Origin of the sequence: Nocardia sp. NBC_01499 (assembly GCF_045040275.1) — a bacterium.
Lineage (GTDB): Bacteria > Actinomycetota > Actinomycetes > Mycobacteriales > Mycobacteriaceae > Nocardia.
Window position 1 is genome coordinate 667,179 of sequence record NZ_CP109426.1, and the last position, 23,754, is coordinate 690,932.

The following is a 23,754-nucleotide window of genomic DNA, read 5'->3' on the forward strand; positions in this document are numbered from 1 at the left end:
GGGCCGCTGTGCACATCACAAGCACCACCTCCGAACCCGCCGATCCCCGCTATGCGGGCCGGGCAACCCGCTTCATCGTCACGCATTACCTGCTGAGCTACCTCGGCTACTACGGTCTGCTGTCCACCTTGGCCGTCGCGCTCAGCGCGGCATCGTTCAACGCGGGTCAAATCGCCACGCTGGTCATGGTTTTCGCGCTGACCAACAAGATCGCCAACATTCCCTTGGCTCCGTGGCTTGACCGGATGCCGACCGCCTTGGCGGTGCTGGTCGGCTGTGTCATGGCCGGTGCCGGCTTCGTCAGCCTGCGCTTCGCCACCGGCATGCCGATGACCGTGCTGTCGCTGGGTTTCGCGGGTGTCGGTATCTCCATCAACGCCTTGGCCCTCAAGCAGCTGGCGGCCGCGGCCTCGGACCGGATCGAGAATCGCTCCAGGCTGTTCGCCCTCGTCAGCATCAGCATCAATATCGCCGCTGCCGTCGCGGCGCCGCTGGCGTTGTTCTTTGTCGACCGTGGACATCACGGTGACGTGCTGCTTGCCGTCGCCGCCCTCTATTGTCTTGCGGGACTGGTGACATTCGCGAATCGTGCGGCGGTACCGATGGGCGAGCGGGCCACCCGCGCCTGGTCGATCGGCGTGTACCTCGCTGTCCTGCGCGAGCCGGGCCTGCGCGCCTTCTTCGCCATCAACACCTTCTACTGGTTCATGTACGGCCAGTTGTTCAATGTGCTGGCGCTCTATGTGACCGACACGCTCAATGCCCCCGGCGTCCTCGGCCCGCTGTACACCGTGAACGCGCTGATGGTGGTCGTGCTTCAGCTCGGCGTCACCCGCCTGACCGGCCGGTGGACCAAGGGCAGGCAACTCAACGCCGTCATGCTGGCCAACGTTGTGTTCGTGTTCGCTTTCCTGTCCGCGTTTCTGCTGCCCGGCATCAGCAGCGCGATCGTGTTCGTCGTCCTGTTCACCACGGCGGAGATGATCTATATGCCGAGCGGGGACGTGCTGATCGTCGGGCTGATCCGCCAGCAGAACCGAGCCGTCGGCTACAGCATCTTCGCGATCAGCACCGCGTTGGGCGAGGCGCTCGGCGGCGGTGCTGGCGTTGCCGCCTATCGATGGTTGGCCGATCACGGTCACGGCCAACAGTTTTGGCTCGCCGCGGCAATTCTGGCCGTCGCGTTCTACGCGATCACCCAGTGGTTGCGGCGGACCGCCGCGGGCCAGCATATCGAGTGAGCGGTCCTGATCAGTGACCACCGCGGGGCGCGCCCGCCGATCCGGGTCGGTTGATATGCACCGTGACCGAGGCGGCGCCAGTCGCTTCCACCGTGACCACCCGCGCCCCGGGGGCCGAGGTGACGGTGCCGCCATCGACGTGGACCTCGTAGCCGTTGGGGTAGTGCACGTCGGAGACGTAGATCTCGGTGGGGGCGGACAGGGCATGTGGCGTGTAGGTGTAGGCGAAATCGCCAGTGGCGGAGTCGAAGACGAGGCGGCCCGGGGTGCCCGCGGTGGCACGTGGGTAGGTGCGCACCAGGTCGCGGCCGATGTCGCCGAGGAACGGGTCTGGTTTGGGGCCGCCGGGGCCGAAGCTGGAGGCGTAATGCCAGTACTGCCAGCCGATGAATCGGTCGTCGGCGCGAACGAGCGTGTTGCGCAGCACCGTGGCGTCACCGTCGCCGAATTCTGTTACCAGCGTGGGGATTCCGGTTCGCTTGGTGAACGCGTCGACGTTGCCCCAGGTCTTGTCCTGCTGGACCGGGCACAGCCCGCGCAACTGTTCGGGTAGACCGAGGTAGATCGCCAGCTGACTGGGGATGCAGTAGTCGTGCGGCGCGAAGACGATATCGGGCGAGGTGATCGGCGGGTTCCTGCCCAGGTTCGACGGCATGGTCTCGTTCCACGTCACATTCGGCTCCCAGAACACCGGAAGTCCGGAGTCGCGCGCACGCACCGCGTCGGTCAATTTCTGCATGGCCGCTTGGTATTTGGTGTCGAAGCCGGGACAGCCGTTCGGGAAGCAGGTGGTGAACGCCGATCCGGGCCACGGCTCGTTCATCAGCTCGATACCGAGCACACCGGCACGCCCGTTCACCTTCGCGGCCAGCGCCGCCAACGCCTGTCCGAGATAGTCGAGCACCCCATTGCTGTTGTCCCACACCTCATCCCAGCCCCGGTTCATGCTCGGCATCAGGTAGTACAGCGGAAACCCAGGATTGGGCTCCAACACACCCGGCCGCGACCGCAACGACCACTCCGGAAACCCGTTGCCGCCCCAGATCTTCGACAACCCATCCTGGTGATTGTCGAGCAGCGTGTAGATCCCGCGCGCCGCAAGCGTATCGATCACCGTGCCGACACGATCGAGATAGGCAGTATCGACAACACCACGAGTAGGCATCAACCCAGCAAAACTCACCCCGAGGCGCACAGTGTTGAACCCATGCCGCGCAAGAAGATCCGCGTCCGCATCGGTAACGGTGAACCCGTCACCGGGCTCGACGTAAGGCGCCTGCTTGTCGACGTTATTGACCCCATGCAACAACACCTTCCGCCCCTGCGCATCAACCAGATAAGTACCGTCAGCCTGAACCCGACTGATCGCAACCCCACCCGGCGCCGCCACCACCGCCGGCGAAACCACCACCGACCACCCCACCGCAACCACGGCAGCCCCAACCACCCACCGCCGCCCCAGCGCCATCACCGTTCTCGTCACTCGTGGCATTGGCATCTCCGCTCGCGTAGCCGACAACCTTAATGGTCACATGTCCAGTTCAACCAGCCATAGTTACGCCGATCCGGGGATTCCCCAGTTGTGGACGCGTCGCGGAAGTGCAGCCGAATGCGCGAATTCCCGAGGACGAGTCGAATTGGTCAATGGTCCAATTCGACCCGGTTGAATACTGCGGCCAGTCGCCGTGAAACCGGCGTGGTCCGCAGGCCTAAATCGGAACGAACACAGCGTGAATAGCGGTAGTGAAGTGTTCGATCTCCAGAATCCGCGATGTGATTTACCAGATGTTTGCCCCACTTATGATTGACAACTCATGGGATGTTTGTTTGCCTTGCTACACAATCGCTTCGGACCGCACTCGGGTGACGGCATGCACGCGTAACACCTGCGGGTTTCGCTGACTCGCAGTATGAAGATAGGACCAGATGCCAGCCTTGAAAAAGCGGTCGCGCCTGCCGGTGCACCTTGATCCGGTTAGTAGCGGAGCGAATACGATCCGCCTCGATGAATGGTCATGTGACCAGGTTGCGGATCGGGACCCGTTATCCGCTGACGCGCTATTGGCGAGCTTGCCCGCGATGAATGCCGCCGCCGATGTGCGGCAACTCGCCACGTCCCTTCGGGAATTGGTGTGGCGTTCTCGTCAAAGGGAACTGCTGCACGCGCCCGATCGGCTGGCGGCGATGCGGGATGTCGGGATGTTCGTCTCGTCGTTGCAGCGCCACGGCGTCGAACCACTAGAGGCCGTGCCGGAGGCCACGGACGCATTGCTCGCGTGGGGTCTCTCGGTGGGTATGGTCCCGAGGGATACCGTGCTGCACTACGGCGTCTGGAATCCGCCGGGCAAACGTCAGCGGATGTTCCTCGGCGAACGTCAGGAGAGTGTGGTGATCGACGCCGTCCGAGTCGGCACCGTGCTGATCGATGACATTGCGCCAACCCTCGCGGGGGTAGCCGAAATCCACCCGAGTCAAACGGTATTCGGCGAAATCTGCCACGCGGTAGCCGACCAGTTGGAGACCTTGCCGGAGGTGATGAACGATATCTACCGCAAAGTCGACCCGGTCGAGTTCTATGCGGCGCGGCTAGGACCGTTCATGGCGGACGTGGTCGTAGCCGACCGGCCGTATTACGGCCCCGCACCCGTGCACGTACCGCTCTATTTGATCGACCGCCTCGTGTGGACTTCTGACCACGGCGACGCCGACCTGGCGTATTTCCACAACGATCTGATCCGGTACGGACTCCCGCAGTGGCGGCGATTGTTCGAACGAACCGAGGGCTCACCATCTCTCGTCACCCGGCTGGTGCGCGAATTCGACCGTCCCACCGGCCCACCCGCGACCAGGGTCGCCGACGCCATGGACGGCGTCATCCGAATCATGAACGCCCTGGTCACTTTTCGCAGCAAACACAACCTGATGGCAGGCGGGGCCTACACCGACCATTCCCGATACGCCACGGGGACAGCGGGAGTCAGCCCCGGCCTGCTCAACCACATCCTCACGCTCACCAGCGACTGCGCACAGCACGCCCGCTCTCGCCGCACCGGCACGAGGTCCTGAGTCCGACCGCGTCAGAAGACGCTGTTGGCCTCTCGAGCGATCTTGAAGCCATGACCCGAGGAGTCGCTGCGACAGCTCATGCCGGACTCATCGGACTGGCAGGTGTAACCCTTGGCGCTGATGCTCGCTCCGTACGCCAGTGCCTTGGCACCTGGCGCGACAAAGAAGGGCTGGTTGGCGCAGTTCTGAGCGGCGCCGTCCGGGCCGACCGTATCGGCGACCTGCAGCGCGCCGGGGTTGGTACCGCAATCTTTGCCACCAGGCGCGACGGCCGCGTGTGCTCCTTGACAGCCCGCCACCATGTCACCGGCCGGGGTGCCCTTGATGATCGCGCACCCGAAAGAGCCACTCGGCGAAGCGAAGTAGTACCCATCGCCGGAGGGTCCGGTCATCCGATACGCCGCAGGGTCAGCCGAACTCGGCGTCGCCGGTCGAGCGGCGGCTGGTGGTGACTGCCCCGATTCCGGTTGGGCGGACCCCGGTTGCGCGGGCCTCGGCTGCGCCGGCTGCTCGGCGGGTCCGGTCGCCGCCCCGGACGGTTGTACGGCACTCGCGGAAGCGGTCTCGGATTTCCCATCCGAACTGGAACATCCCGCCGCGACACCAACCACGAGCGCGAGCGAACCGACAACGACAGCCGCGGATCGACGCGTGCCCAGAAGAATTCCCCTCGATATCACCGGGAGAGCCTAGCAATAACCGGGCCTATGGTGGGCTGCCGAGGCGGCTATTCGGCAGCGTCCTGCTCCACCGCCCATCGGACATGCTCCTGCTCCGCCCAGGACTTCGACACTTTCCCAGTGAGCATGCCCCGCATGGCTTCTCGGTCACGCAGCGCGTACATGAGGTGGCCGACGACCAGAATGCCGAAGGCCAGGGCGAACCAGTCGTGCATCAATGTCGCACCGGTGCGCCACGCGAGACGGGTCAAGTCCGGGAAGAACATGATCACGCCGGTGCCGAGCAGCACGAAGATCGATCCGGCGCTCAATGCCGCGTTGAGTTTCTGCCCGGCATTGAACTTCCCGACATCCTCGCCGGACAGTCGACGGCCTTTGAATCGCAGCCACAACCAGTCTGATCGGGTGAACCGGTTGAGCCGCGACAGATCCGCGCGGTAGGCCCGCGAGACCAGTCCCACCACAATCGGCACCGGAAGCGCGAAACCGCAATAGACGTGGATGATTTCGACGGTGTGTCGGTTGCCGACCAGCACCGCGAGCGAGCCGTTGTAGAGGATCGCGGCGGTGAGAATGCAGAGGACGACGAGCACACCGGTCAGCCAATGCACCCAGCGCTCGGTGCGGCTGAACCGGTGCAGGTCGCGCTCGATCGGGTCAGCTGGTCGGGTCATCACTGCGCCCGTTCGACTTGCCGACCCATCCGTCGATCGAGTAACCCCGATGCTCCCAGTAACCGGAAACGACCTCGCTGGTCAGTTCGATTCCGGAGAGCCACTTGCAACTCTTGTAGCCGTACATCGGTGCCACATACATCCGAACCGGGCCGCCATGATCGTGGGTGACCGGGCCGTCGAGCATCTCCAGCGCGACGAGCACATCGGCACGCCGCGCCTGTTCGAGAGTGAGGCTCTCGGAATAGGCACCGTCGAAGGAGGTGAACCGCACCGCCTTCGCGGCACTGGTCACTCCGGCGTCGTCGAGCAGATCGGCCAGCCGGACACCACGCCAGCGCACCTGAGGCACCCGCCAACCGGTCACACATTGGAAGTCACGCACCAACTCCTGCTGTGGCATCGCCTGTAAATCGCCGAGTGAGTGGCTGCGGGGCGCGTCGACCAGGCCGGTGATGTCAAGGCGATAGTTGCTCGCGTCGCGCTTCGGGACGCTGGTGGTGACGGAGTAGAAGCGAAAGGTGTTGCCCAGCGGGATGAGTCCGACGAGCCCGGTCGGATCGCGGTTGCCGATCGGCCCGAGGACCGCCGACAGCCCCTTCTGGATCGTGGTGCCGCCGAGCACGCCCGCGACACCGGCGACGAGCAGCCCCATCACCACGCGCCGCCCAACCGGCGCGCCGAGGCGGTCCGGGTCGGAACTCTGGTCGACGGGCACACCTCTACTATCCACCGACTCCCCCGAACAAGGCGCACCCGGCGGCTACTGTTGAACCGGAAGCCGCCATCACGCGGTGAAAACGAAAGGCAGCCTCATGCGCAGCCCCATTCTCGTCGCGCTCGGCGTCATCATCGGACTCGCCGGACTCCTCTGGTCACTGCAGGGCTTCGGCGTGGTCTCGGGCAGCCCGATGAGCAACACCGCCACCTGGTCGATCATCGGACCGATCGTCCTGATCGCCGGGGTACTCCTGGCCGTCTGGGGCTGGCGAGGACGCGCGTCTCGTTAGTCAGCGAACCCGAACATCCTTGCGCTACCAGCGTATTCGGTTCTGCCAGGCAGGAATTCCATACTTGTGCTTGACGGTCGATCGAGAGTGAGTGTACAGTCACTCACATGACAAAGCGCGGAGCTACCCTCTCCACCTCGGAGGTTCGACGCGATGCCGTCGTCGATGCCGCGATCGCCGAGTTCGCGCGGTCCGGCTACCACGGCACGCCGATCAACAACGTCGCCACGAAGGCGGCGATCTCACCGGCCTACGTCTTCAAACTCTTCCCCGGCAAGATCGCCCTGTTCGTCGCGGCACTCGACCGTTGCTACGAGCTGGTCGAACGGGCCCTCTCGGCCGGTGCGGCCCGCGTCGACGGCGCAGGCCCCGACGAGATCCTGTACGCGATGGGCGGTGCGTACGCGGAACTGATCGCGGACAAGAGCCTGCTGATGCTGCAGGTGCACGCACAATCGGCCGCGGACATTCCGGAGATCGCCGACGCGGTGCGCCGCGGCCTGGCCAGGGTGACGGACTTCGCCAAGGCACGATCCGGCGCCGAGGACAGCGCCGTCCAACGCTTCATGGCCTACGGCCAGCTCTGCCACCTGATCACCACCCTCGAACTCGACGGGCACGACAGTGCTTGGGCCGCAATACTTACCGGCGGCATGCGCCACCCGAAGGCTCACTAGATCCATCCAGACCACCCCGATCGCGGGGCATGTTTTTTTACCCAAAGAGTGATTGACCAGTCACACACCAGGAGACACGATGAACACCACCACGAATTCGACCACCGCAGTCCAGATCATCCTGCCCGGACTGGTCGAGCCGCAGGGCCTGCAGGTGACCCGGCGGCCGCTGCCCGCCCCGGGTCCGGGCCAGGCCATGGTCCGTGTCGAAGCATCCGGCGTCTCGTTCGCCGAGCAGCAGATGCGGCGCGGGAAGTACTACGACCAGCCGCCGTTCCCCTTCGTGCCCGGCTACGACCTGGTCGGGACGGTCACCGCGACCGGCTCGGGCGTCGACGAGGCGCTGATCGGCCGCCGCGTCGCCGCGCTGACCAAGACCGGCGGCTGGAGCAGCCACATCATTCTCGACGCCGCGGACCTTATCCCGGTGCCGTCGGCGCTCGACCCCGCCGAGGCGGAAACCTTTGTGGTGAACGGGATCACGGCGTGGCAGATGCTGCACCGGATGGCAAAGGTCAAGCGGGGCCAGACCATTCTCGTGCACGGCGCCAACGGTGGCGTCGGCTCGACCCTGGTCCAGCTTGCGCGGGCCGCCGGTATCCGGGTGATCGGCAGCGCCTCGGCACGCAACGCGGCGGTCGTCGAGGCGCTCGGCGCCACCCCGGTGGACTATCGCGGCGATGTGGCCCAACAGGTTCGGGCGCTGGCACCGGAGGGCGTCGACGCGGTGTTCGATCACGTCGGCGGGCCCGGCATCGTCGATTCGTTCGAGCTGCTCGCGCCGCACGGCACGCTGGTTGCCTACGGGACCGCCTCGACCAAGAACGATGAGGGCAACTCGCGACTGCCAGTGTTGAAGCTGTTCGCCCAGCTGATGCTGTGGAACACGCTGCCCAACAAGCGAAATGCGCACTTCTACAACATCTGGGCGGGCAAGCGCAACCTCACCCGATTCCGCAACCACCTCAATGAAGACCTCGGCAAGGTCCTCGATTTGCTCGCCGACGGCACCCTGCGCGCCCAGGTAGCCGCCCGAATCCCGCTGAGCCAAGCCGCACAGGCCCTCGAACTCGCCGAATCCGGCACCGTCACCGGCAAAGTCGTCATCGTGCCCGATACCCAGCCCTGAATCCCCCCACCATCGCCGACTAGCCCAAGATCCGCACCGAGACTCGGGATCCGCACTCGCTCTAGGGGCCCTAGAGCGAGTGCGGATCCCGAGTCAGGGTGCGACTGTCAGCATTCGACGACTGCTACGGCTAGGCCGCCTCGGGAGGTTTCCTTGTACTTGTCGAGCATGTCGGCGCCGGTGGCGCGCATGGTTTGGATGACCTGGTCCAGCGAGACGTGGTGGATGCCGTCGCCGCGAATTGCCATGCGGGCGGCGGTGATTGCCTTGACGGCGGCGATGCCGTTGCGTTCGATGCACGGGATCTGGACGAGGCCGCCGATGGGGTCGCAGGTGAGGCCGAGGTTGTGTTCCATGCCGATTTCCGCGGCGTTCTCGATCTGCGCTGGCGTGCCGCCGAGTACGGCGGCCAGTCCGGCGGCGGCCATGGCGCAGGCGGAGCCGACCTCGCCCTGGCAGCCGACCTCGGCGCCGGAGATGGAGGCGTTCTCTTTCATCAGTTGGCCGATGGCCGCCGCGGTCAGCAGGAATTCGACGACGCTGTCCTCGTCGGCGGTGATGAATCGCTGAATGTAGTGCAGCACAGCGGGAATGATGCCCGCGGCGCCATTGGTCGGTGCGGTGACGACGCGGCCACCCGCGGCGTTCTCCTCGTTGACCGCCATCGCGTAGAGCGTGACCCACTCCATCGCACGCAGCGGATCGTTTTCCTCCGCCTCGGCGTTCAGTCGCTCGACCAGGCTCGCCGCTCGCCGCCGTACCCGAAGGGACCCCGGCAGCACCCCACCCGTCGACATCCCGCGTTCGACGCAGCCCCGCATGACAGCCCAGATATCGAGCAGGTCCGCCCGCACCTGATCCGCACTGCGCCAAGACAATTCGTTGGCGAGCACCACGGCACTGATGGACTTCCCGGTGGCGGCGGTGATCGTAAGCAGTTCATCCGCCGAGCGGAACGGGTGCGCGACGGCAACCGGCGCATCGACAGCCCGCCCGTCGATCTCGTCCTCGTCGAGAATGAAACCGCCACCCACCGAGAAGTATTGGCGTTCGAGGAGCACTCGCCCGCCATCGCCGTACGCGCTGAACAGCATCCCGTTGGTGTGGAACGCCAACCGTGTCAACCCGAGCAGCTCCACGTCGCTGTCGACAGCGAACACGATCGACTGCACACCGCCGAGGTACAGCCGACCGGTGGCGCGTGCCGTGGCCACCGTCGCGCTCATCGTGTCCGGATCGATACTCTCCGGCTGCGCACCGGACAACCCGGCGACGATCGCCTCGACGCTGCCGTGGCCGCGCCCGGTCGCACCGAGCGATCCGTACAGCTGGACCCGGACCGCGCTCGTCTCGTGCAGCACATCGGCGTCCTTCAGCCGCTCGACGAACGCGGCCGCGGCACGCATCGGACCGACGGTGTGCGAACTCGACGGCCCGATACCGACCCGGAACAGGTCGAAAACGCTGATCGTCACGCGGGGTTCCGCATCCCGAGGTACAGCGGGAATCGCTGTGCCAAGGCGTCCACTCGCGCGGTCAGTGCCGCGACGGGCGCGCCGCCGCACAATGCCGTCGCGATGATGTCGGCGACCTCGGTGAATGCCGCGTCGTCGAAGCCGCGCGCGGCCAGCGCGGGCGTGCCGATCCGCAGCCCGGAGCTGATCATCGGCGGGCGCGGGTCGAACGGAATGGCGTTGCGGTTCACCGTAATTCCCACTGTCTGCAACAGATCCTCGGCTTGTTTGCCGTCCAGCTCCGCATCGCGCAGGTCGACGAGCACCAGGTGTACATCGGTGCCGCCGCTGACCACGCCGATGCCAGCGGCCCGGCAGTCCTCGGCCAGCAGCCGGTCGGCGAGCAAGCGCGCACCGGCGAGGGTCCGCTCCTGCCGATCGCGGAACGCCGGTTCGGCCGCCATCTTGAACGCGACCGCCTTGGCGGCGATCACATGCTCGAGCGGTCCGCCCTGCTGCCCGGGGAAGACCGCGGAATCCAGCTTCTTGCCCAAATCCGCTGTGGCGAGGATGAATCCACCACGCGGCCCGCCAAGCGTCTTGTGCGTGGTCGAGGTGACGACGTGCGCGTGCGGTACGGGCGACGGATGCAGCCCGGCGGCGACGAGACCGGCGAAGTGCGCCATATCGACCATCAGGTACGCGCCGACCTCGTCGGCGATGCGCCGGAATTCGGCGAAGTCGAGGTGGCGCGGATAGGCCGACCAGCCCGCGACGATCAGCTTCGGCCGGTGCTCGTGCGCGAGCCGCTCAACCTCCGCCATGTCGACGAGCTGATCCTCGGCCCGAACATGGTATGCCGCAACGTTATACAGCCGTCCAGAGAAGTTGGCCTTCATGCCGTGGGTGAGGTGGCCGCCGTGGTCGAGCGCCAGTCCGAGGATGCCGTCGCCGGGACGCAGTAGCGCGTGCATCACGGCCGCGTTCGCCTGCGCGCCGGAGTGCGGCTGCACGTTGACGTATTCGGCGCCGAACAGCGCGCGCAGCCGCTCGATGGCCAGCGATTCGATCTCGTCGACGTGCTCGCAGCCGCCGTAGTAGCGGCGTCCGGGGTAACCCTCGGCGTACTTGTTGGTCAGCACGGTGCCCTGCGCCTGCATCACCGCGAGCGGCGCGTAGTTCTCCGAGGCGATCATTTCCAGTCCGCGCTGTTGCCGGTCGGTCTCCTGGTCGACCAGTGCGGCGACGACCGGGTCGAATTCGCGCAGCGGGACGTCGAGTTCGGTGCGGACAGCGGAGGCAGGGTCAGCCATGGGGAGCCTTTCGTCGACGCGTACGCGCGTGGGGGTGGCTCCTCCCGCTCTGTCCTATGGCCTGAGAGATTCACGCGTTGCCGCGTTTGCCCCGTCGGCGAGTGCGTGGTGCACTACTTTTCAGAGTTGCCTTATGCGCAGCGGTACTGGGCCTGAGAGATTCCCGGGAGGTGTTGCTCCTTCGGCTCTCCATCACCTGGATGGAGATCTCCCGCTGCGTGTGCGGCCAGTATTCAGTTGATTAGTTGTTGCGTATAGCGCAACACCTGCGCGACACGCGACTCAGTATTGTCGGCGGCCGCGCGCGTTGTCAATGGCGAACCGCACCCGGAGTCGTCAGCCGAAGTAGCCTAACCGACGACTGATGTCCGCGGCGCTCGCGATCGCCAGTTCGGCCGTCGGGGCGAAGCGATCGGGACCGAGGCGATAGGACGGCCCCGAAACGCTCAGTGCCGCAACAATTGCCCCGTTACCGTCGAGGACGGGAGCGGCGACGGCGTTCAGTCCGATCTCCAGTTCCTCACGCACACTTGCCCATCCGTTCTCGCGGACCGCCACCAACTGGGCAGCCAAGTCGGCGAGCTTTGTCAGGGTATTCGCGGTGTACGCCTCCAACTTCGGGCCTACCTGCTTGCGCATCGCGGCGGGTTCCAGACCGGACAGCAGCACCTTGCCACTCGACGTGGCATGCGCCGGACAGCTCTGCCCGACCCAGGACCGCAGCGCGATCGAACCGGTCCCCGCTGCCTCCACGATATTGATGATCCGATTACCGTCCAGCACAGCGATATTCGTGGTCTCCCCCGTTTCGGCGGCCAACGCGTTGCACGCGCCCTGGCTCTGCCCGACGAGATCGACCTGCGCACTGGTGGATCCGGCCAACCGGACAATGGAGAAGCCGAGCCGGTATTTGCCGCGCTCGGAAAGCTGCTCGACGTAACCGCGCGATTCCAGCACGGCGACCAGCCGGGAGACGGTAGATTTGTGCACACCGAGTTCGGCGGCGATCTCCGTGACACCGGCCTGGCCGAGCTTGGCGATGATCTCCAGCACGAGCAGTGCGCGGTCGACCGACTGCACCGCAGCGGCCCGGCCCGTGTCCTCACCATCCTGTTTCGCCATGACGCCGCCATTCTAGGCCGACGGCACCGCGAGACCGCGGACACGTCGCCGCACCGCAGCGATCTCCCGCAACGCGTCGTTCAGCAAACTCCGATTCAATGGCGACAACTCCGACATCAGCACGATATCGCCGGGCCGATGGCCCGCGGACAACTGCTCGACCTGATGCACCATCCGCATCCGCTGCAGCATGACGAACACCTCCGTGAGCACCGCGGCATCACGGTCGGCGATCACACCGGCCGACGCGGCGGCCGCCAACCGCACCGGTGTCGAGGCGGCGGTGACCCCGGCCGCAAGCCCACCCCACCGCGCGAGGTTGACGATCGGCACCAGCGCGTGGTTCTTCAGGTCGAAGGTGCCGCCGCGCCGGGAAAGCACGTCCCGCAGCGACCGCGCCCGCACCCGCCCCGACAACGCGTCGAGCAACTGCAGGCGCAAGGCATTCGGATAGTCGGCGCGCATCCTGCCGAACGCGGCGGGCACCGCGTGCAGCGCGGGGTCACCCCACACCACCCGCCCGTCGATGAGCAGCGAGGACATCACCAACCCGCGATCCTGCAGCGGATCATCGAGCCATCGCATCGCCGCCTTCGTCCAATCAGACCGGGATCGAGCGAATTTCGGCTTCGCGGCGATCGCCCCATTGCTGTCCGCGGGCAATCCGCAGGCGTCGAGGATGGCGTGCGTGCGCTCGGCGATCGCACGCAATCGCGCACTGGCGGTGGACAACTCGTCGGCCCAGGACAACGCGCTGTCCACATCCGAGGACGGCATCGCCTCGCGACGAGCGATGCTGCCGAGCGTCAGCCAGGCGAACCCGACGCTCGGTGCGTCGTCGGATTCGGCGAGCGCGAGTTCGAGTGCCTTGCGGATCACCGAGTCGATGACGACGGACAGAATGCCGCTCGTCGCGGTCGCCTTGGTTCCGTTGCGGAACAGATCGACTGTGGTACTGGGGATTTCGCGGGCGGCCCGCTGTAGCTGGGTCGCATCCGTGGCCGCGCCGATCGCGCGCCGCAGGATGAAACTCTGCCGCGCCGAGGCCGCGAGCAGCTCCGCGTCTTCGAGGACGCCGAGCACCTCGCCGCGCGGTGACACCACCGGCATGTGCCGGAGCCCGGCCTCGAGCATCTCCATCAGCACGGTCTCGGCGGGCAGGTCGGCGCTGACCCGGCGGGCCGGTGCGCTCATCGCCTGCGCGATCGGCACGTCGACGGGCAGCCCGGCCGCCACCACCTTGGTGCGCAGGTCCTGATCGGTGAAGATGCCGAAGTCGCCGTCGGGCAACCGGATCAGCACCGAGGAGACGCGACGCTCGGTCATCAGGATGACCGCGTCTCGGACGCTGGTGTCGGGTGTCACGAAAACCGCGGCCGCCGAGACGAGTTCACCGGCCTGGCGACTGCCGAGCACCTCCGACATCGGGGTTCGGTTGCCGGACACCGTCTTCCACGCCGACGATGCCAGAAACGCGAGTCCGTCCGGTTGCGCGAACTGCGCGCGGACCAGCTCGCCAGGCAATTGGATCAGCAGGCTGGTTTCGGTTGCCAGCGCGACGAATTCGGCGCTGCCGCCGGTCAGCAGCGGCACATAGCCGAAGATCCCGCCGGACTCGACGGTATCGATCGTGCGGCTGTCGTCCGCCAGCGCCGAAGCAGCGTCGGAACCGCTGCGCCGCAGGATGACTCGACCGGTCCACAGCATCCAGATATCGTCGGGCACCTGTACCGAGTAGTCGCGGATCACCGCGCCAGCCGCGAATTCGTGCAGCGAGGCGGCCGCGGCGAGCCGGTCGAGATCGGTGGCCGGCATCGACTGGAACGGTGCGTGCGCGCCGAGGAACGCCGTTAGTTCGCCCTCCGCAGGCATCTCCGGCTCACGTGGTCCTGAGGAGATCCGCGCACTTCTCCGCCATGGCCATGACAGTAATGTTCGGGTTCACCGCGGGCAATTTCGGCATCGCGGACGCGTCGACCACCCGCAGCCGCGTCACCCCCTTCACCCGCAGCTCGGGGTCGAGCACCGCCATCGGATCGTCGACCGCGCCCATCCGTGCGGTGGCGGCCGGGTGGTACACCGTGTTGTGGGTGGCGTGGATATAGCTCAGCAGCTCGTCGTCGGTCGTCGCGTCCGGTCCGGGGGCGAGTTCGGCGGCGACCCACTCGCGCAGCGGCTCCTGTGCCGCGATCGTGCGGGCCAGCCGAACTCCGGCGAGCATGACGCGTTCGTCGTGACCGTCCGGGTCGGTGAAGTACCGGGGGTCGACCTTCGGCCGGTCCCGGAAGTCGCGGCTGCGCAACCGGATCGTGCCGCGCGAGCGGCCCTGCGTGACATTGGGGGTGAGGCAGAAGCCGTTGTCGGTCGTCGGGTAGCCGCGGCGCAGGGTGTTCATGTCGAACGGCACGCTGCCGTAGTGCATCATCAGGTCCGGCACGCGCAGCGTCTCATCGGTGGTGGCGAACACACCGATCTCCCACCACTGTGTCGAGGTCTCGACCATCGGCCGGGCGGCATCCCAGAACACCAGGCCTTCCACGTGATCGTCCAGGTTGGCGCCCACGCCGGGCGAGTCGACCAGCACCGGGATGCCGATCTCGCGCAGATGATCGGCGGGCCCGATACCGGAGAGCATCAACAACTTCGGCGTATCGATGGCACCTGCGGTGACGACGACCCCGCGCCGCGCCGAGACGCTGTCGTAGCCGATTCCGTCGGGGCGTAGATACCGCACACCGGTCGCGGCGCGCGCGTCGTCGAAGAGGATCTCGCTGACCCAGCAGTCGGTGCGCACCTCGAGATTCGGGCGCGAATCCAGCACGGGGTGCAGATACGCGTGCGATGTCGACATGCGCGTGCCGTCCTCGGCCGCGTTGATCTGGAACCAGCCAGCCCCGTTGCGCACGGTGGCGCCCCGATTGAACTGGACCGTCGGCAGTCCGGCCGCCGCTGCCGCCGCGAGCACCGCGACGCCGCACGGGTCGTCGGGCGGCACGTCGCGCAGCCGGACCGGGCCGGTGCGGCTGTGCTGATCGCCGGGTGCGTCGTTGTTCTCCAGCCTGGTCACATACGGCAGCACGTCGGCCGCGCCCCAGCCCTTCGCGCCTAGGGCGGCCCACTCGTCCAGGTTCTCCGCGGGCGGCCAGAACGCGATACAGGAGTTATGCGAGGAACATCCGCCGAGGACCTTCGCGCGGGCATGGCGCAGAAAGCTGTTCCCGCGTTCCTGCGGCTCCACCGGATAGTCCCAGTCGTAGCCGGAATCGAGCAGATGCATCCACTGCGCGAGTTCGAGGATGGCGCGGTCGCCGACATCGGAGGGGCCGGCCTCGAGCAGGCACACCGATACCGCCGGATCCTCGCTGAGCCGCGCGGCGAGCACACAGCCCGCGGTCCCGCCGCCCGCGATCACATAGTCGAACACCGTGTCAGACATCGCTGCGCACCTCCACTGCGTGAGAAGCAAGAGTGCCGATTCGTTTGCGGCCCTTGATCCCGTACCAGGCGAGCCCGGCACCGAGGATGAGGCCGATGTAGACGAACGCGCCCCAGGTGTTGTACCAGGGTGTGCCATAAACGGATTGGCGCGGCCAGGCCAGGTTCAGCGCCATACCGACGCCCCACACCACGGCGATGATATTGACGACGATGCCCCAGCGGCCCATCGTGAAATAGCCGCCTTCCGCAAGCTCTTTCGGCGGCCACTGACCCCGCAGCCGCTTCTTCAGCATCGGCCCGGTCACCATCAGGTAGGCCAGGTAGATCATGATGATCGCGATCGAGGTCAGCACCGTGAAGATCTTCGGCTGGCCGATATTGACCACCAGGATGAGCGCGGCGAGGACGCCGATCAGGATGGCAGGCACAACCGGCGTCTGGGTCTTGGGATGCACCCGGGCGAGCTTCTCGCCGAACGGCAGCGCGTTGTCGCGGGCCATCGCGAAGGTCAGCCGGATGGCGGCCGTGTGCACAGCGAGCGAGCACACCGTCACCGCAATCACGATGCAGCACAGGAAGATCGTGCCGAGCGGACCCCACATCACCTCTTCGACAATGTGTTGCAGGCCGCCACTCGAGCTACCGATCTGCGGATCGTCGAGATCGGGGGCCGCCATCACCGCGAAGACCAGAATCGCGCCGCCGATGACGAAGGAGGCGAGCACCGCGCGCAGGATGGCCTTGGGCGCGGTGCGCCGTGGCTCCACCGTCTCCTCACCGAGCGAACTCGCGGTGTCGAACCCGTACATCACATAGCCGGAGGCGAGCGAGGCCACCAGGAACGCCCCGAGATAGCCGCCGGACTCGCCCGCACCGTAACCGTGGGTGGAGAAGAACACCTGCGGACCGCGAGTCGCGTTCGCCGCCAAGATGATCGCGATCAACACCGCCGCGATCAGCTCGATGAAGACACCGGCGCTATTGATCATCGCCATCAGCCGGACGCCGAGCGCGTTGACCGTGGTAGTGAAGATGATCATGATCGTGCCGAGCAGCACCGCGTTGGTGGCGTAGTCGTATTCGCCGCTGCCGTCGCCGATGATCTGGAAGCCACTCCACAGCCGTGGCAGATTCAGCTGGAGCGCGAGCACGACGGCGGACAGCGTGACGATCGAGGCGGTCAGCATCAGCCAGCCCGACGACCATCCGACGATTCTGCTGCCGAGTGATTTGGACCAGTTGTATACCGACCCGGCGACGGGATAACGCGCCGCGAGCTCCATGAAACACAGTGCGACGGCAAGCTGTCCGACGAAGACGATCGGCCACGACCACAGATACGCGGGACCCGCGCTGCCGAAACCGAAATAGAACAGCTGGAACGTGCCGGTCAGGATCGAGATATAGCTGACCCCGGCCGCGAAGCTGGCGAATTTGCCGATGCTGCGGTCAAGGGATTCCTTATATCCGAAATCCTCCATTCCGCTGTCATCGGACACACCGTGTTCCTTGACCACCATTGCTTACCGTGCCTTCCGCGGGCGGCCGTACGGGCTGTCCGGCCGATATGTGTTACTTACGATCAGACGCCCTTGAACCACTCCGCCGGCTTAGGTGCCGTGTTGTGCCAAATGTGTTTGATTTCTTGATATTCGGCCAGCCCGGTCGGGCCGAGTTCGCGTCCGTTGCCGGACTTCTTGAACCCGCCCCATTCCGCACCGGCGGTGTAATAGCCGAAGTCGTTGAGCCATACCGTGCCGTGTCGCAGCGCGCGCACCACCCGCTCGCCGCGCGCCGCGTCCGAGGTGCGCACACCCGCGGCGAGGCCGTATTCGGTGTCGTTGCCGAGCCGGATCGCCTCGGCCTCGGTGCTGAATCGCTCCACCGTCAGGATCGGGCCGAAGGTCTCCTCCTGCACGAGGCGCATCGAGCGGTCGCACCGATCGAAAATCGTTGGCAGGTAATAGCTGCCGTCCCGCAACGCGGGGTCGTTCGGCCGGGCGCCGCCGGTGACCAGCTTCGCACCCTCCGAAATGCCCAGCGCGACATAGGCTTCCACCTTTGCGCGATGTTCCTCGGAGACCAGCGGGCCGGTCTCGGTGGCCGGGTCGAGGCCGGGGCCGACCCGGATCTTCTCGGCGCGGCTGGCCAGTTCCGCGACGAAGTCCTCGGCGATGGACTCCTCGACGATCAACCGGGTGCCCGCCGAGCAGACCTGGCCGGAATGCAGGAACACGCCGGTCAGCACGTGGTCGACGGCGCTTTCCCAGTCGGCGTCGGCGAATACGATGTGCGGGTTCTTGCCGCCGAGTTCCACCGCGACCTTGGTGACGTGCTCGGCGGCGACTTTGCTGATGGTCCGGCCGGTGGCAAGGCCGCCGGTGAACGAGATGAAGTCGACGTCGGGGTTGTCGGTCAGCGCCGTGCCGAGCACCGCACCGCTGCCCTGGACCAGGTTCAACACCCCGGCGGGTACGCCCGCCTCCTCGGCGAGTCGCGCGAATTCGATGGTGCTCAGCGGGGTGACCTCGCTCGGCTTGAGCACCATGGTGCAGCCGGCGGCCAGCGCGGGCGCGACCTTCCACGACATCTGCAGCAGCGGATAGTTCCACGGCGCGATGAGCACGCACACCCCGATGGGTTCATGGACCACCCGGCTGATCACCGCCGGGTCGCCCACGTCGATCAGCCGGTCCGCCTGCACCGCGACCGCGCTCGCGTAGTAGCGGAACACCGAGATCACGTCGTCGATGTCGATCTCGCTCTCCACCAACGTCTTTCCGGTATCGGCGGTCTCCAGCCGCGCCAGCCGATCCTTGTCGCGGGCGAGCAGGTCGGCGATCCGCAGCAGCAGCGCCGCCCGTTCGGCGACCGGTGTGGCGGCCCAGCTTCCCTCGTCGAAGCTCGCGCGGGCCGCGGCGACGGCGTCGCGCGCGTCGTCCGGGGTTGCCTCGTCCACCGTCGCCGCGACGGCGCCGTTGGCCGGATCGATGATCTGCCGCAGCCCACCATCCGCGGCATGCGTCCATCGACCGCCGATGAGTAGATCCGGATCACCATTCATCTCATGTCACCTCACGTCACCGATACGACAGGACAACCACTCGTGGAACTCCGCGATGTGATGCTCGGCGGGCACCAACACCCCGCCCTTACGGTAGGCGCGCGACGACATTGCCGGTTGCGTTCGCTCACATGCCGCGAAATCCTGCTCGTTCACCCGGTGGAACAATTCGACAGAACGGGACACATCTCGTCCCGCGGCGACCACTTCCTTGGTGTACAACCAATCACACTCGACGATAGTGCGGCCTGCGGACATCGGGAACATCCGGTGGAAAATAATGTGATCCGGGACCAGATTGACGAAAACCGTCGGCCGGATGGTGATGGCGAAGTAGCGACGGTCCTGTTCCGGAGTAACCCCTGGCAGCCGATCGAAACCCGGCGAACCGTCGACGGTGAATCCGGCGATATCGGCGCCGAATTCCGCGCCGTGGCCAACGAACACCTGAGCGGCTAGTCCCTGCGCGAATTCGGGAAGCACCTCGGTGAGCTCGGGGTGGATGGTGGCGCAGTGGTAGCACTCCATGAAGTTCTCGACAATGAGCTTCCAGTTGGCGGCGACGTCGTAAACGACTCGGCGGCCCACTTCGAGGGTGTCGATCTCGTAGGCGTCGATCGCGGCCGGGTCGCCGAGGCGTTCGGTGACCGCGCCAAGCACGTCGTGCTCGAAGACCGGGGGTTCGTCGGCGAGGCAGACCCAGGCGTAGCCGAGCCATTCGCGCAGGGCGACCGGGACCAGTCCGTAGGCCACTCGATCGATGGCGGTGCCGGTGGCGTCCTTCAGCGCGGCCATATTCGGCGCGGCGATCAGTGTGCCGTCGAGTCCGTAGGTCCACGCGTGGTACGGGCATTGCAGGTTGCGTCGCACCTGGCCTTGGTCCTCGGTGCACAGCATCGCGCCGCGGTGGCGGCAGATGTTCAGGAACGCGCGTAACGTGCCGTCGCGGCCGCGCACGATCAGGACGCTCTCGCGACCGACCTGCACTCGTTTGAACTGTCCGGGGTTGGCGAGATCGCCGGTTCTGATGGCGCAGAACCACATTCGTTCGAAGAGCTGTTCCTGTTCGGCGGTGAAGATGCCGTCGTCGACGTACCACTTGCCACCGAGGGTCGGGATCAGGGCCGGTGTCGTCACCGGTAGGTCCGTCGGCCCACCCGTCGCCCGACCGCCACCCCCCATGGAATCGCTATGCGATGCTGTTTTCACTGGTCACCAGCCTCTTCGGGTCGAACAGTGCGATCGGATGCCTCGTTGTCGCCTCGATGACCAGATCGGCCAGGATCTCCCCCACGACCGGGACGAATTTGAAGCCGTGACCGGAGAAGCCGCAGGCGATGGTGACGCGGGTGCCGCCAGGGTGACGGGCGATGACGAAGTGCTCGTCGGGGGTGTTGGAGTACATGCAGGTGGCCGTGTGCACGCACGGACCGGCCATGGCCGGAAGCAGGGCGGCGACCCGGTCGCGCATCTCCTCGACCTCGTGCGGGTGCACGACGCGGTCGATGGTGTCCGGCGTGCAGACGATGCCCTTGCGGAAGAACGCCGTCTTGGCCCCGCCTGCCGGGCCGTCGATGGCGGGGAAGCCGTATATCTGCGTGGCGGAGTCGTCCTCCGCGATGTAGATCGGATCGTCTTCGAAGGCCGCGGTGCCGCCGGTCGGCGCGAACCAGTACAGCACCTGGCGTTCGATGGTGATCGGAATGCCGAAGTCGGCCAACAACTGTGGCGCCCACGCACCGGGGCAGATGACCAGTTGATCCGCGTGGTAGGTGGTTCTTGCCGTCGTTACCGTTACGCCGGAGGCTGTTTCGGCCCAGCTCAGTACCTCCTCGCCGAACGACAGCGTCGCGCCAGCGCGCAGGGCCAGATCGATGTGTGCCCGCACGGTCAGTTCGGGGCGGGCGAAGCCGCCGTTGGACTCGTATATCGCGATGTCACCGTCGGCGGGGGTGAAGTTCGGGAAGCGTCGCCGGATCTCGGCCGCCTCCCAAACCTCGTGCGGCAGTGACCATTCACGGCTCGCGCGCAGGCTGCCCGCGACCGTCAGGCAGTCCGGCGGGCCGAGATACAGGCCGCCGGTGAGCCGGAAGACCTCCTGATCGGCATCGGCGGCCAGTTGTGCCCAGAGCTCGTAGGAGCGCAGCAGCAGCGGAACGTAGGCGGGGTCCTCGAAGTAGGACTGCCTGATGATGCGGGAGCCGCCGTGGCTCGAACCACGGTCGTGCGCGGGGGTGAACTTCTCCAGCCCGAGCACCCGCTGTCCGCGGGCAGCGAGGTGATAGGCGGCGGCACTGCCCATGCCGCCGACGCCGATCACGATGACGTCGTATCCCGTTGTCGCCGTCGCCATTTCGCTATCTCCTGATCCTGGACATATCGGGATCGACCACCGGCTCGGCGTGTACGGTCGCGATATAACGCGTGCCGAGGTATTCGACCTCGACCACGTCGCCGACGACAACCGACGCGGGTAGCCAGGCGTAGGCGATGCTGCGTCCGATGGTCGCCGAATAGCCGGCGCTGGTCACATAACCCCCGTACAAGCCGTAGACATAGACCGGCTCCTTACCGAGAACGACCGCAAACGGACTGTCGAAGACGATGCTGCGCAGGATCTTTGCCGGTGGGTCGGCCTGTTCCAACGCGCGCTTGCCGATGAAGTCGGTCTTGGTCATCCGCACCGCGAAGTCGAGACCCGCTGCGGCAGGAAGGTGTTCCGCGGTCATATCGGTTCCCCAACCGCGGTAACCCTTTTCGATACGTAGGCTGTTGAAGGCGATCCGCCCTGCCGCGATGACCTCGTGTGCGCCGCCAGCCGTCCACAGCAGATCCCAGAGCGCGCTGCCGTATTCGGCGGTGGTGTGGATCTCCCAGCCGAGTTCGCCGACGTAGGACACCCGCATCATGGTGACCGGGATCGCGCCGAGGTAGGTCTGCAGCGCACGGAAGTACTTGAACGACTGATGGGAAAGATCGTCGGAACACAAGGGCTGCACCAGGTCCCGCGCCTTCGGTCCCCACACGCCGACACAGCAGGTGCCGCCGGTGATGTCGCGCAGCGTGACCGAACCGTCGGCGGGCAGATGGCGAGTGAACCAGTCCAAATCCAGCGGGCCGTTCGCGCCGACCTGGAAGCGTTGCGGACCGAGCCGGGCGACGGTGAGATCGCTTCGGATGCCGCCGGTCTCGTCGAGCAGCAGCGCGTAGGTGACCGAGCCGACGCTCTTGTCCAGGTTGTTCGTGGTGAGTCGCTGGAGGAAGTCGAGCGCTCCCGGACCGGCGAGTTCGTATCGGGTCAGCGGGGTCATGTCGAACATCGCGACCCGTTCCCTGGTCCAGCGCGCCTCGGCGATGGAGATCGGCGACCAGAACTTGCTCGACCAGTCGTCGCGGTCCGGGAATGGCAGGCCGTCGTCGCGGAGTCGTTGCGTCAGTGCGGCATTGGCCTCGTACCAGGCGGGCCTTTCCCAGCCGCCGGCCTCGAAGAAGAACGCGCCCAATTCCTGTTGGCGGGCGTAGAAGGGACTGGTGCGCAGGCCGCGCAGCGCCGTCCGATATTGGTGCGGATGGATGATGTCGTATACCTCGACGAAGGCCTGCGAACTGGTCTCGGTGATGAATTGCCCACTGCGCGCGACATCTTCGAAACGATAGAGATCGCACTCGTGCACGTCGGTGCCCGGCGCGCCGTCGATGATCCATTCCGCCGTCGCCTTGGCCACTCCCGCCGAATGGGTGACCCATACTGCCTCGGCGACCCAGAATCCGGCGAGGTCGCGGTGCTCACCCATGATCGAGAAACCGTCCGGAGTGAACGAGAAGATACCGTTGAAACCCTCTTCCGGCTTCGAATCCCCCAGTGCGGGGAGCAATTCCATGGATTCGCGCCAGGCGGGCACGAAATCGGCGTCGGTGAAGGGCAGCATCGATGGCATCGCCTCGCCCGCGGTGTCCGACGCCAGGGTGGACATGTCCACCGGCATCGGCTGGTGACCGTAGTAGCCGATGCCCATCCGGTCGCCGTGCACGCGATAGTAGAGGTCCTGATCCTGATGACGCAGGATCGGCAGGCTCGCCGCGTTGGCGCGGTCCGCCAAGGCGGCCAGCGGCCCGGTCTTGGCGTACTGGTGCGCCATCGGCACCAGCGGTAGTACGAGGCCGACCTTCTTCGCCAGCTCCGCACCCCAGAATCCGGCCGCGCAGACGACGATGTCCGCGGCGATGACGCCGTCGGCCGTTTCTACGCCGACGACTCGGCCGCCGCTCTGGGCGATGCCGAGCACCTCTTGATTGGGCAGGAAACGCGCGCCGCGCGCGGTTGCCGCACGCGCCTGCGCCTGCGCCGCGCGCAACGCATTAGCCAAACCATCTGCGGGAGTGTGGAATCCGCCGATAACATGGTCGATATCGAGCAGTGGATACAGTGCCGCGCATTCGGACGCATCCAACAGGCGCCCCTCGATTCCCCACGACTGCGCCCAGCCGAACCTGCGGTGCAGATCCCGCCAGCGCTCCGGTGTCGTCGCCACCTCGAGTCCGCCGACCGGATCGAACGCACGCCCGGCGGGATGATCGAGCGCGCCGAACTTCACGGTGGTGTATCTGGCGAACTCGGTCATCGTTTTGGACGGGTTCGTCTGGAACACCAAACCTGGTGCGTGCGAAGTGGATCCGCCGGTGACGAACAGTGGCCCCCGGTCGAGCACGGTGATATCGACCCAACCGCGCGCGGTCATTTCCTCGGCCAAGGATGTCCCGACGATTCCGGCTCCGATGATGACAACTTTCGGGTGAGCCAAAGGGTGCCTCCGTTGTTGCTGGTAGCGCAACGAATTCGTATTACGCAACAAATGGTCCGCCTGCCTGGGCGCACTGTCAACCAC

At 66.1% G+C, this 23,754-nt stretch carries 19 protein-coding genes and 1 riboswitch; of the genes, 5 read left to right on the plus strand and 14 right to left on the minus strand.

Features of this window, described 5'->3' with window-relative positions; translation table 11 throughout:
* The first annotated feature begins 8 nt into the window (after window positions 1-8).
* A complete protein-coding gene (locus tag OG203_RS03080) occupies window positions 9-1,241 on the plus strand; it encodes an MFS transporter (protein ID WP_405164119.1) in 1,233 nt (410 codons plus the stop codon).
* A gap of 10 nt (window positions 1,242-1,251) precedes the next feature.
* On the opposite strand, the gene OG203_RS03085 is transcribed toward OG203_RS03080, so the two are convergent.
* On the minus strand, window positions 1,252-2,709 hold the full coding sequence (locus OG203_RS03085; protein ID WP_405167759.1) for a cellulase family glycosylhydrolase: 1,458 nt from the start codon (window positions 2,707-2,709) through the stop codon (window positions 1,252-1,254).
* Window positions 2,710-3,320: 611 nt separating this feature from the next.
* On the opposite strand from OG203_RS03085, the gene OG203_RS03090 reads away from it, so the two are divergent.
* Window positions 3,321-4,307 (plus strand): monodechloroaminopyrrolnitrin synthase PrnB family protein, encoded by a 987-nt coding sequence (locus OG203_RS03090; protein WP_405164120.1) that lies wholly within the window; start codon window positions 3,321-3,323, stop codon window positions 4,305-4,307.
* A gap of 11 nt (window positions 4,308-4,318) precedes the next feature.
* Here OG203_RS03090 and OG203_RS03095 read toward each other — a convergent pair whose 3' ends face one another.
* From OG203_RS03095 to OG203_RS03105, 3 genes are all read right to left on the minus strand, one after another.
* The gene (locus OG203_RS03095; RefSeq protein WP_405164121.1) at window positions 4,319-4,699 is read right to left on the minus strand and encodes a DUF6636 domain-containing protein; all 381 of its coding nucleotides are present in this window, start codon (window positions 4,697-4,699) and stop codon (window positions 4,319-4,321) included.
* A 335-nt stretch (window positions 4,700-5,034) separates the two neighbouring features.
* Complete coding sequence (locus tag OG203_RS03100; protein WP_405164122.1) at window positions 5,035-5,661, minus strand: cytochrome b/b6 domain-containing protein; 627 nt, start codon at window positions 5,659-5,661, stop codon at window positions 5,035-5,037.
* Complete coding sequence (locus tag OG203_RS03105) at window positions 5,645-6,379, minus strand: molybdopterin-dependent oxidoreductase (protein ID WP_405164123.1); 735 nt, start codon at window positions 6,377-6,379, stop codon at window positions 5,645-5,647. The genes OG203_RS03100 and OG203_RS03105 overlap by 17 nt, the downstream gene beginning before the upstream one ends.
* 97 nt (window positions 6,380-6,476) lie before the next feature.
* Here OG203_RS03105 and OG203_RS03110 point away from each other — a divergent pair, with 97 nt between their 5' ends.
* The 3 genes from OG203_RS03110 to OG203_RS03120 all read left to right on the plus strand — a co-directional run bounded on the left by OG203_RS03110 (window position 6,477) and on the right by OG203_RS03120 (window position 8,477).
* The gene (locus OG203_RS03110; RefSeq protein WP_405164124.1) at window positions 6,477-6,671 is read left to right on the plus strand and encodes a hypothetical protein; all 195 of its coding nucleotides are present in this window, start codon (window positions 6,477-6,479) and stop codon (window positions 6,669-6,671) included.
* 107 nt (window positions 6,672-6,778) lie between these two features.
* Window positions 6,779-7,348, plus strand: coding sequence for a TetR/AcrR family transcriptional regulator (locus tag OG203_RS03115; protein WP_405164125.1), 570 nt, complete (start codon window positions 6,779-6,781; stop codon window positions 7,346-7,348).
* A 79-nt stretch (window positions 7,349-7,427) separates the two neighbouring features.
* Complete coding sequence (locus OG203_RS03120) at window positions 7,428-8,477, plus strand: medium chain dehydrogenase/reductase family protein (protein WP_405164126.1); 1,050 nt, start codon at window positions 7,428-7,430, stop codon at window positions 8,475-8,477.
* A gap of 107 nt (window positions 8,478-8,584) precedes the next feature.
* Here the strand turns inward: OG203_RS03120 and OG203_RS03125 are convergent, their stop codons facing one another.
* The 10 genes from OG203_RS03125 to OG203_RS03170 all read right to left on the minus strand — a co-directional run bounded on the left by OG203_RS03125 (window position 8,585) and on the right by OG203_RS03170 (window position 23,670).
* Entirely contained in the window at window positions 8,585-9,952 is a 1,368-nt protein-coding gene (locus OG203_RS03125) for an L-serine ammonia-lyase (protein WP_405164127.1), read from the minus strand.
* Window positions 9,949-11,244, minus strand: a complete 1,296-nt coding sequence (glyA, locus tag OG203_RS03130) for a serine hydroxymethyltransferase (RefSeq protein WP_405164128.1) — start codon at window positions 11,242-11,244, stop codon at window positions 9,949-9,951. Before glyA ends, OG203_RS03125 begins: the two co-directional genes overlap by 4 nt.
* A 39-nt stretch (window positions 11,245-11,283) precedes the next feature.
* A riboswitch (glycine riboswitch) is annotated at window positions 11,284-11,378 on the minus strand.
* A 202-nt stretch (window positions 11,379-11,580) separates the two neighbouring features.
* Entirely contained in the window at window positions 11,581-12,366 is a 786-nt protein-coding gene (locus tag OG203_RS03135) for an IclR family transcriptional regulator (RefSeq protein ID WP_405164129.1), read from the minus strand.
* A 12-nt stretch (window positions 12,367-12,378) separates the two neighbouring features.
* Window positions 12,379-14,238, minus strand: coding sequence for a putative nucleotidyltransferase substrate binding domain-containing protein (locus OG203_RS03140; RefSeq protein ID WP_405164130.1), 1,860 nt, complete (start codon window positions 14,236-14,238; stop codon window positions 12,379-12,381).
* Between the two features lie 7 nt (window positions 14,239-14,245).
* Complete coding sequence (locus OG203_RS03145; protein WP_405164131.1) at window positions 14,246-15,802, minus strand: GMC family oxidoreductase; 1,557 nt, start codon at window positions 15,800-15,802, stop codon at window positions 14,246-14,248.
* Window positions 15,795-17,324, minus strand: coding sequence for an APC family permease (locus OG203_RS03150; RefSeq protein WP_405164132.1), 1,530 nt, complete (start codon window positions 17,322-17,324; stop codon window positions 15,795-15,797). Before OG203_RS03150 ends, OG203_RS03145 begins: the two co-directional genes overlap by 8 nt.
* Window positions 17,325-17,386: 62 nt before the next feature.
* Window positions 17,387-18,868 (minus strand): aldehyde dehydrogenase family protein, encoded by a 1,482-nt coding sequence (locus OG203_RS03155; protein WP_405164133.1) that lies wholly within the window; start codon window positions 18,866-18,868, stop codon window positions 17,387-17,389.
* Between the two features lie 6 nt (window positions 18,869-18,874).
* Window positions 18,875-20,050, minus strand: a complete 1,176-nt coding sequence (locus tag OG203_RS03160) for an aromatic ring-hydroxylating dioxygenase subunit alpha (RefSeq protein WP_405164134.1) — start codon at window positions 20,048-20,050, stop codon at window positions 18,875-18,877.
* A gap of 7 nt (window positions 20,051-20,057) precedes the next feature.
* On the minus strand, window positions 20,058-21,221 hold the full coding sequence (solA, locus tag OG203_RS03165; RefSeq protein ID WP_405164135.1) for an N-methyl-L-tryptophan oxidase: 1,164 nt from the start codon (window positions 21,219-21,221) through the stop codon (window positions 20,058-20,060).
* A gap of 4 nt (window positions 21,222-21,225) precedes the next feature.
* Complete coding sequence (locus tag OG203_RS03170; protein WP_405164136.1) at window positions 21,226-23,670, minus strand: FAD-dependent oxidoreductase; 2,445 nt, start codon at window positions 23,668-23,670, stop codon at window positions 21,226-21,228.
* Window positions 23,671-23,754: the final 84 nt, after the last annotated feature.

Bases quoted from the DNA above. Each gene is read 5' to 3' on its own strand.
- OG203_RS03085 (WP_405167759.1), bottom strand. From the start codon at position 2,709: ATGGCGCTGGGGCGGCGGTGGGTGGTTGGGGCTGCCGTGGTTGCGGTG.
- OG203_RS03090 (WP_405164120.1), top strand. From the start codon at position 3,321: ATGAATGCCGCCGCCGATGTGCGGCAACTCGCCACGTCCCTTCGGGAA.
- OG203_RS03095 (WP_405164121.1), bottom strand. From the start codon at position 4,699: ATGACCGGACCCTCCGGCGATGGGTACTACTTCGCTTCGCCGAGTGGC.
- OG203_RS03100 (WP_405164122.1), bottom strand. From the start codon at position 5,661: ATGACCCGACCAGCTGACCCGATCGAGCGCGACCTGCACCGGTTCAGC.
- OG203_RS03110 (WP_405164124.1), top strand. From the start codon at position 6,477: ATGCGCAGCCCCATTCTCGTCGCGCTCGGCGTCATCATCGGACTCGCC.
- OG203_RS03115 (WP_405164125.1), top strand. From the start codon at position 6,779: ATGACAAAGCGCGGAGCTACCCTCTCCACCTCGGAGGTTCGACGCGAT.
- OG203_RS03120 (WP_405164126.1), top strand. From the start codon at position 7,428: ATGAACACCACCACGAATTCGACCACCGCAGTCCAGATCATCCTGCCC.
- glyA (WP_405164128.1), bottom strand. From the start codon at position 11,244: ATGGCTGACCCTGCCTCCGCTGTCCGCACCGAACTCGACGTCCCGCTG.
- OG203_RS03135 (WP_405164129.1), bottom strand. From the start codon at position 12,366: ATGGCGAAACAGGATGGTGAGGACACGGGCCGGGCCGCTGCGGTGCAG.
- OG203_RS03140 (WP_405164130.1), bottom strand. From the start codon at position 14,238: ATGCCTGCGGAGGGCGAACTAACGGCGTTCCTCGGCGCGCACGCACCG.
- OG203_RS03145 (WP_405164131.1), bottom strand. From the start codon at position 15,802: ATGTCTGACACGGTGTTCGACTATGTGATCGCGGGCGGCGGGACCGCG.
- OG203_RS03150 (WP_405164132.1), bottom strand. From the start codon at position 17,324: ATGGTGGTCAAGGAACACGGTGTGTCCGATGACAGCGGAATGGAGGAT.
- OG203_RS03155 (WP_405164133.1), bottom strand. From the start codon at position 18,868: ATGAATGGTGATCCGGATCTACTCATCGGCGGTCGATGGACGCATGCC.
- OG203_RS03160 (WP_405164134.1), bottom strand. From the start codon at position 20,050: ATGGGGGGTGGCGGTCGGGCGACGGGTGGGCCGACGGACCTACCGGTG.
- solA (WP_405164135.1), bottom strand. From the start codon at position 21,221: ATGGCGACGGCGACAACGGGATACGACGTCATCGTGATCGGCGTCGGC.